We start from the raw sequence: 8,556 nt of genomic DNA on the forward strand, positions 1-8,556 counted from the left end.
GGGGGCCGCTGGGTTGGGTGCCGTCCGGGTGTGGCGGTCGTGCTGGCTAGTCTTGTTTTCGACTGCAGTGTCAGGCTGATATTCGCGGGTTGGTTACCGCATGACGATTGTTCGGCTGGGGCGTATCGGTGTCTAGAATCGAGCGTCAACGGGATGGGCCGTTTGCTCATAGCCCCGTATCGAGTTAGCCCCAAAGTGCTGCCACGGCACGGCCGCCACACTCCGGATAGCACGTTTATCAGGCCGCGTTCATGTGGCCTCCGGCGGTGGGGTGTGTGGCTTCGTTGCGTTGCAGGGGCGCGGCCAAAGACCAGCACCACCCGGCAAGTTCCCGCGCGATCGCCGTGTTGGCCGTGACGGAACGTTTCTTGCGGGCATCGAAGACTTCCCATTTGTGGTGCAACCTGTGGTTGCCTTCCAGTGCTCGGATCCGCGTGTCCGGGCCAACGAGGTCCAGCTGTCGGATTAGGCGCAGCCCAGGGCGGGAGTACGGGCGGCGGTGCAACCAGGCGGCCTCGATGAGGAGCTTGCGGGCGTACTTGCTGCCGGCCTTGGTAATCGGGCCTTGGTGTCGGGATTGCCCGGAGGACTGTTCACTGGGCACCAGGCCCAGATAGGAGCCGATGGTGGCACCGGTGAACCGGGTCCAGTCCCCGATCTCGGTGGCGAGCCCGAACCCACCCGTGACGTCGATGCCGCGCAGGCACATCAACGCGTCGATGACCGGCGCGTACTGGCAAGTCTTGGCAACCTGGGCGACGCGTTGGTCAATACGCTTCAAATGGGCTGCCAGCAGTTCGGCCTGTTCCACATCGGTGTCGTAGGTGAACTGCAGCACCGGGGAGTCGAAGTGTTGGTGGTGCAGCCATGTCTGGTGGGCCTGGGTCCATTTCGTCTTTTCCGGGTAGCGGAGGCCGTGGCGGAGCAGGATCGCGTTGACTCGCTGGCGGGCATGGGCGAGGTTCTTTGCTGCCGTGGCCCGCAGTCGGGACAGATCCCGCAAGTCTTCCTGTTCCCTGGTCGGGACCCGGACTTCGGTGACTTGGCCCAAGGCGAGCATTTCCGCCAACACACGGGCATCCCTCCGGTCGGTCTTGACCTTGTCGCCAGGTGCGCGCAGCAGCTTCGAGGACGCCGCCACGACACAGTCAATGCCGACCTCGCGCAGGAACCGGGCCAGCACGTACCCGGTCGGGCCGGATTCATAGACTGCCTTCACCGGTGCCTCGAAGCGGCGGACCCAGTCCAAAACCACCGTCGGGTCCGAATCCATGGCCATCCTCACCAGCTCACCCGTGTCAGGATTCAGGGCACAGCCAACAACGGAAACCGCGTGAACATCCAACCCAATAAACGTATGCTGAAACATAGCCAGGACCTCCCAAAACTCACATGTGGCACTACCAATGCAACGCTCCAAAGGCCGAAACGCCAAGGAGGTTGTTCACTGGCAACCCACGGAAGCTGTGAAAACAGAAGGCCCCGGCCCTCCCTCATATTGTCTAGCTTGGGGGGTGTGGTCCCGGGAACCACTCACCCAGGGTTTGCTCCAGGGCGCGCCCGGCGTGGGTTCCGCGTTGCGGCAGCCAGGCTGGCGGCAATGTGAAGTTCAAGCAGGTTCCCGGAGGTGCGCGGGTCCCCGCCCAACAGGTCCTCGATCTTGTTCAACCGCTTGTGCATCGTCTGCCGCTCAATGTTCAAGGTGAGCGCCGATGCCGTGGTGTTGCACCCCGAGTCCAGCCAGCACAGCAGGCTCGCCAGCAGGGCCGTGCCGTGCTTCCGATCCCAGGCCAGCACCTCTCCGACACTTGAACGTACATACACTTCCAAAAAACCCGGATCGGGCACCGCGCCGAGAATTCGCCGGGTCAGGAACTTCATGGCATCAGAGACCTCGCCCGCTTCAGGCAGCCCCAGGGCCAGTGTTGCCTGTGCCTCCACATAGGACTCGTGCGCGCGGAGGCCGTCGGCCACGGTCGGCCCGAACGCCGCGCAGGCGTCTGTGCCGCGCACCGTGTCCCGCGCTATGCGGAGCAGCTCTTCGCGGGCCTTCCGCGCGTTGTCGCGTGGCAGGGCAAACAGCACGGCCAGCTCCCCGTCCCAAAGGTGCGACTTGGCATTCGTTCCCCCCGCCTGCAGTGCCCGTTCGACGGCGGAGAAGTTCGCTTCCCTGCCTGAGGTGTGAAAAACGGCCATGACCGCAGCCTGCCCCGGCTGCAGCCCGGCCTGCAGCCACAGCGTCTGGATTGTTCGGGCGCCGCCACCCTCGATCACAGCTTCCAACAGGCGTGCATCGGCAATCTGGGCCGGCGTGGGCCGGAAGGCCTGTGCCAGGGCCAGTGCCAGGATGCTGGAGAGCCGGTCGGCCGCCAGCTCCAACAAGAAAGGGTCCGGAGACGTTGAACGGAGCGTCAGCTGGGCAGCCAGCTGACCCCCGACCACTATGCCGGCCACCGCCTTTGACCCTTCCCCCTCAACAGCAGCGCCTGAATGACCCAAGTGCAGGCCGTCTGCAGCAGTCAGGGACACCTCTGCCGCCAGAGCCCCGGCAACCATGTCGAGAATGGTGGGCAGGTGGGGGCCCCTGTCGGTGATCTGGCGGGCAATGCGACGGGAGACGTCATCCACCACCAAGTGGGCATCCGCCTGCTCATTGACAACCAAGCGGTTCACCGTCTCGGCAATGTCAACAAAGGGGGCCACCGCGCGAAGGTCGATCAGCGGCAGTCCATTCTCATTGGCCGCCGCGATGAGCCGCTCCGGCAAAGTTATGGCCTGATCCGCCGTCTGCACGGCCAGCGCAGCGATGTTCCGCGCTGCCAGGCTGCGGACATACTCTTCCTGCTCCTGCGGGGGAAGGGCCAGCAGCGCCTCTCCGCCGGAGAGCAGCAGCTCGCCTCCTCGCAGGAGCGGGGCAATTTCGAGGACCTCGCTTGAATGCACCCACCGGACAACGCGGCGCAAGGTGCCCGGCACATTGCTGCGCAGCATGGGGTCAGCGGCGGACATGGCATCCGAAGCTAGGACTTCTGCAAGCGTGATCATGAAAGTCCCGTCATCGATGTGCGACATTTAGTCACCTTTACTCAACTTAGTGTAATCATAATGTCTCTATGAAGTGGCGTAAATCACCAATAAGCTGAAACAACCTTCCACTCCCATCACAACGTAGTGAATTGAGACCTTCATGAACCAGCCAAGACAACGATCGCACGAATCAGCGGTCGTCGAGGTTGAAGATGTCCTCCAGCCCATTCCCGAATCTGCACGGACCACGAAGCTGTCGGGACAGTTTTGGATCTGGGCAGGCGCCAACGTCGCCCCCATCAACTGGATCCTCGGAGCCCTCGGCATCCACATGGGGCTGGGACTGCGCGACACCATAACCGTCCTGATCGCAGGCAACATCATCGGCATGATGGGTTTCGGATTCTTCGTAATCCTGGGCCAGCGGACCGGTGCCACCGGCATGTTGCTGGCCCGCGGCGCGTTTGGACGGCGCGGCGCTTACCTCCCGGCCGCCATCCAGGCAACGATTGCCATTGGCTGGTCCGCCGTGAACACGTGGGTCATCCTTGACCTGGTCATGGCACTGTTCGGCATGATCGAATGGGTGGACCCCAGCCAGCGGAACATCCTCGTACGCATCACGATTGCGGCCGTGATCATGACCATCCAGGTGGCGATCTGCTACCGCGGCTACCGGGCGATCTCGAAGTTCGAGCGGATCACCATGCCGCCCACCATCATCGTGCTGGTCGTCATGTCCATCATTGCCTGGACCCACCTTGACATCAACTGGGGCTACGCGGGGCCTGCCGGCGCCATCCTTGAAGGCATGCCGCGGATCGCTGCGATGTCATCGATCATGACCGTCATTGGCATCGGATGGGGCATTGGCTGGTTCACGTACGCCCCCGACTACTCCCGCTTCGTCAGCCGCAAGGTCAAGCCTGCCAAGTTGTACCTGGTCAGCGTCCTGGGCCAGTTCCTGCCGGTCGTCTGGCTGGGCATCCTTGGCGCCAGCCTGGCCACGAAGAACGGCTCGGCAGACCCCGGGGAATTGATTGTCTCCAGTTTCGGCACCATGGCCATCCCCGTCATCCTTCTGGTCATCCACGGTCCGATCGCCACGAACATCATCAACCTCTACACCTTTGGCGTCGCCTTCCAAGCGCTGGACGTCAGGATCTCCCGCCGCAAGCTCTCAATCATGGTGGGCATTCTGTCCATGTGCGCGGTTGCCGGCTTCATGTTCGCGGAAGACTTCGCGACGCTCCTGGACTCCTGGCTTGGCGCCATCGTCGCCTGGGTGGCCACGTGGGGCGGCATCATGGCTGTCCACTACTTCATTTTCGAACGGCACCACAAGGATTTCTCCTATCTCTTCGTGGATCCGAAGTCGACAGCACTCAAAGCCATCAACCCCCCGGCCTTCATTGCCTTCTTCGCCGGCATCCTCATGACGTGGTTGTTCATGAACGGCGGAATCCCGGCCCTGCAGGGTCCCCTTTCCAAGGCAATCGGCGGGCTCGACCTTTCATGGCTGGCCGGCACCATCACCGCCTCAACCATCTATTTCGCCCTTGGCTACCCGCGCTTCCGCAAACGCATCAGGGCTGGCGTGCCCCTTGGCATCCGCATGGACCTGCCGGAAGCGGCGGTGCTGGCAGAGCACGGCGATGCCTGCGCAGAAAAGATCCCCGTAGCGGAACCCGTGGCCTAAGACCGCCCCTGCCACCCAAATTTCACCATCAATGCAAAGGAATACCCACATGAGCATGAGCCTTCCCACTACCGCAACCAACGTCTCCGAGCTGGAGCGGTTGAAGGTGCTGCACAACGGGACGAAGGTGCCGTTGACCTTCTCCGACGCCGAACTCGAGCGCCGCATCGCCGGCCTGCGGGAAATCATGGCAGCAAAGGACTTGGACGCGGTCGTGCTGACCAGCTACCACTCGATCAAGTACTACTCCGATTTCCTGTTCACCTACTTCGGCCGCTCCTACGCCATGGTCGTCACGGCGAACGACACCGTCACCGTCACCGCCAACATCGACGCCGGCATGCCGTGGCGCCGCAGCTACGGCGAGAACATCGTGTACACGGACTGGCGCCGCGACAACTACATCTTCGCCATCCAGGAAGCACTGCGCACACGCGGCGTCTCCGTCCGCCGTCTCGGTGTTGAAGATGACACCCTGCCGCTGGACAACCGCAACAAGATCCAAGCAGCATTCCCTGGCGCCACACTTGTCGACGTCGCCCAGGACGCCATGCGCCAGCGCATGATCAAGTCCGCAGAAGAAATCGAAGTCATCAAGCACAGCGCCCGCATCGGCGACATCGGCGGCGAGGCCATCCGCAACGCCATCAAGGTCGGCATCTCCGAATACGAGGTCGCCTTGATCGGCACCGAAGCCATGGTGCACGAGATCGCCAAGACCTTCCCCGACTCCGAAATCCGCGACACCTGGGTATGGTTCCAGTCCGGCATCAACACCGACGGCGCCCACAACTGGGCCACCACCCGCAAACTGCAAGAACACGACATCCTGTCGCTGAACTGCTTCCCCATGACCAGCGGCTACTACACCGCCTTGGAGCGCACCTTGTTCCTGGGCGAGCCGGATGCCCGCTCGCTGGAGCTGTGGAACGTGAACGTTGAGGTCCACCGCCGCGGACTGGAACTCATCAAGCCCGGCGCCGTCTGCAAGGACATCGCCGCGGAACTGAACGAAATCTACGTGGACCGCGGCCTGCTCGCCAACCGCACGTTCGGCTACGGCCACTCCTTCGGCGTCCTCTCCCACTACTACGGCCGCGAAGCCGGACTGGAACTGCGCGAGGACATCGACACCGTGCTGGAGCCGGGCATGGTGGTCTCCATGGAGCCGATGATCACTGTTCTGGACGGCCAGCCCGGCGCCGGCGGCTACCGTGAGCACGACATCCTGGTGGTCGGCGAGGACGGCGCTGAGAACATCACGAAGTTCGGGTTCGGCCCCGAACACAACATCGTCAACGTTTAGCAACCACCCGGCTGCGGCGGCTGCCCGAGCCGCCGCAGCGTTCGTTTTTTGCACGCTGAACCCACTGAGGAGCACCACGATGGACAAGTCAGTATTTCTGGAAGACATGGATGCCTTCGCCTACCGCGAAGCGCTGACGTCCGAAGAGGCGATTGTCCTCATCCCCGTCGGGTCGCTGGAGCAGCACGGGCCACACCTGCCGCTGGGGACGGACACCATCCTGTCCACGCATTTCGCGGCGGCAGTGGCCCGGCGGCTGGGTGCACTTGTGGCCCAGCCAATCGCCTACGGCTACAAGTCACAACAGAAGTCCGGCGGCGGCAATCACCTCTCTGGAACCACCAGCTTGGACGGCGCCTCGCTCATTGGCATGGCGCGCAACCTGGTCAAGTCCTTTCTCAACCAAGGCGTCCGGCATGTGGTCTTTATCAACGGACACTTCGAGAACTACCAGTTCCTGTATGAGGGGATCGATCTTGCCTTGGAGGAGCTGGGGATCACACCCGGGGCGGGGCAGAGCGTGCTGCTGCTGTCATACTGGGACTTTGTCAGCCAGAACACTCTGGCCCAGGTCTATCCCGACGGCTTTCCCGGGTGGGAAATCGAGCATGGCGGGGTGTTGGAGACCTCGCTCATGCTCCACCTTGAGCCGGCCAGGGTTGTCATGGAGCGTCTGGTGGACAGCCCGGCGGCGGTGCTGCCGCGTTTCGACCGGCTCCCCGTGGTGCCGGAACGGACGCCGCCCACCGGCTGTCTCTCCTCGGCAGCCGGATCCAGCGCAGCCAAGGGTGCGCTGCTCCATGACCAGGTGGTTGACGACCTGGCACTGGACCTCGCCGGCGAACTGATTGGCGAACTCGCAGGCGTGCCGACCTGGATGAGCAGTTCCACGGTGTGCGACGTGGCATAGGCAGCATTCCAAGGCGCTGCCTTCAGTCGATTGAAGCCCCAGGCGGAAGCGGGTTCCGCGCTGGGGCCCGCAACCAGCAACACCCGCGAACAGGGAGAGCCGGGGTTAGCATAGGGAACATGTGCGGAGCCTGTGATCCTGTCTCGACGTTGAAACCCCTCAAATCCTCCCCCGGCACGGCGGCGGCTCGATCCGGCCCGCCCGGGACAACGCCTGCCAAGCAGCCGGACCCCACCACAGACCACCCCGGGAACCCCGGGCACGAGAACCCCGGACACGGCGATGCCGATCTGCTGATCACCGGCGGCCCCATCATCACGATGGACAGCAACCTCCCGCATGCCGAAGCCGTGGCTGTCAGGCAGGGGCGGATCATGGCCGTCGGAACTGCTGAGGAGTTGAAAGGACTTGCGGGGAGCCAGACGGAACGTTTGGATCTGGACGGACGGACTCTGCTGCCCGGGCTCATCGACCCGCACATGCATTCCTCCATGGTCCAGCTCAACGACTGGGTCGATGTCAGCCCGATGAGCACACCACGTGCCGACGACGTATTTACAGCGCTCCGCGGCGCCCCCGCGGCGTCCACAGGTTGGGTGTTGGCCCAGCAGTTCGACCCCAGCATCACCGAGGGCCACCCTGTTCTCACCCGTGAAGTCCTTGACCGTCTGGTTCCCGACCGTCCGCTGCTGGTGTTGGAAAGCAACGGCCACATCGCCTACGTGAATTCTGCAGCCCTGACCCGGGCTGGAGTGGACAAAAATACCCCGGACCCGCCCGCTGGCAGGTACACACGCGACGAACACGGCAAACTGACGGGCCGGCTCGAGGAGTCCTCGGCCTTGGGTGCCTTCACAAAGGGAATCCCGTTCGTCACCGGCGATGCAGCCACCGCACGTATCCGTGACCTGCTGTGGCATGCAGCTGGCAAGGGCGTCACCATGCTCCACGACTGCGGGATCGGCTCCATCGACGGAACCGCCGACTTGGCCGGACTCCAAGCGACCATCGATGCAGATTCACCCGTGCGCTACCGCGGAATGCTGGTTTCCACCGCTTATGACGCGTGGATGGAGATGGGGCTTCGCCCTGGCTTTGGCAACGACTTGTTCAGGGTGGACGGCATCAAAGCCTGGTCCGACGGCTCCAACCAGGCCCACACCGGATTCCAACGCGAACCCTACCTCGGTACGCAAAGCCGCGGCTCGCTGAACTATTCAGCGCAGGAACTGGCGCGCGTAGTCCAGCGCGCCCACGCTGACGGCTGGCAGTTGGGGGTCCATGCCAACGGCGACGCGGCCATCGACGTCACGATCGACGCGTTTGAACAGGCGCTGAAATCCCACCCGCGGTCCGATCACCGCCACCGGATCGAGCACTGCAGCGTCCTTCACCCCGAACAAATCGAGAGGATGGCCGCACTGGGGCTGTCGCCGTCGTTCTTGATCGGCCACATCCGCTGGTGGGGCAAGGCATTCCGTGACAGGCTCCTAGTAGTACTTTGTTAGGTTGGGGGTGGCCGTTGGCAGGCGGGACAGCGGTCGAGCATGCCGATGATGATTTCCTGGAGGGCTTTTAGGACGCCGTAAAGACTGTGTCCACCGCTTGAACTTT

The 8,556-nt window shown here is 63.2% G+C and carries 6 protein-coding genes; 4 read left to right on the plus strand and 2 right to left on the minus strand.

What is annotated here, in order from left to right; genetic code table 11:
- Positions 1 to 238: 238 nt before the first annotated feature.
- Together JMA46_RS14725 and JMA46_RS14730 are read right to left on the minus strand one after the other, a co-directional pair.
- On the minus strand, positions 239 to 1,369 hold the full coding sequence (locus tag JMA46_RS14725) for an IS110 family transposase (RefSeq protein WP_207346100.1): 1,131 nt from the start codon (positions 1,367 to 1,369) through the stop codon (positions 239 to 241).
- Between the two features lie 164 nt (positions 1,370 to 1,533).
- A complete protein-coding gene (locus JMA46_RS14730; RefSeq protein ID WP_207346101.1) occupies positions 1,534 to 3,072 on the minus strand; it encodes a PucR family transcriptional regulator in 1,539 nt (512 codons plus the stop codon).
- A gap of 115 nt (positions 3,073 to 3,187) precedes the next feature.
- Here JMA46_RS14730 and JMA46_RS14735 point away from each other — a divergent pair, with 115 nt between their 5' ends.
- From JMA46_RS14735 to JMA46_RS14750, 4 genes are all read left to right on the plus strand, one after another.
- Positions 3,188 to 4,726 carry a cytosine permease gene (locus tag JMA46_RS14735; protein WP_207346102.1) on the plus strand — a complete coding sequence of 513 codons (1,539 nt, stop codon included), beginning with the start codon at positions 3,188 to 3,190 and terminating at the stop codon, positions 4,724 to 4,726.
- Positions 4,727 to 4,781: 55 nt separating this feature from the next.
- Positions 4,782 to 6,032: an aminopeptidase P family protein gene (locus tag JMA46_RS14740; protein ID WP_207346107.1), complete on the plus strand. Its 1,251-nt coding sequence runs from the start codon at positions 4,782 to 4,784 to the stop codon at positions 6,030 to 6,032.
- Positions 6,033 to 6,111: 79 nt separating this feature from the next.
- Positions 6,112 to 6,942, plus strand: coding sequence for a creatininase (locus JMA46_RS14745; RefSeq protein WP_207346103.1), 831 nt, complete (start codon positions 6,112 to 6,114; stop codon positions 6,940 to 6,942).
- Between the two features lie 149 nt (positions 6,943 to 7,091).
- Positions 7,092 to 8,450, plus strand: a complete 1,359-nt coding sequence (locus JMA46_RS14750) for an amidohydrolase (RefSeq protein ID WP_207346104.1) — start codon at positions 7,092 to 7,094, stop codon at positions 8,448 to 8,450.
- Positions 8,451 to 8,556: the final 106 nt, after the last annotated feature.

The sequence above is a fragment of the Arthrobacter sp. E3 genome, assembly GCF_017353415.1.
Classification (GTDB): Bacteria; Actinomycetota; Actinomycetes; order Actinomycetales; family Micrococcaceae; genus Specibacter.

Coding starts and splice junctions, on each gene's coding strand:
- JMA46_RS14725 (WP_207346100.1), bottom strand. CDS start 1,369: ATGTTTCAGCATACGTTTATTGGGTTGGATGTTCACGCGGTTTCCGTT.
- JMA46_RS14730 (WP_207346101.1), bottom strand. CDS start 3,072: ATGTCGCACATCGATGACGGGACTTTCATGATCACGCTTGCAGAAGTC.
- JMA46_RS14740 (WP_207346107.1), top strand. CDS start 4,782: ATGAGCCTTCCCACTACCGCAACCAACGTCTCCGAGCTGGAGCGGTTG.
- JMA46_RS14745 (WP_207346103.1), top strand. CDS start 6,112: ATGGACAAGTCAGTATTTCTGGAAGACATGGATGCCTTCGCCTACCGC.
- JMA46_RS14735 (WP_207346102.1), top strand. CDS start 3,188: ATGAACCAGCCAAGACAACGATCGCACGAATCAGCGGTCGTCGAGGTT.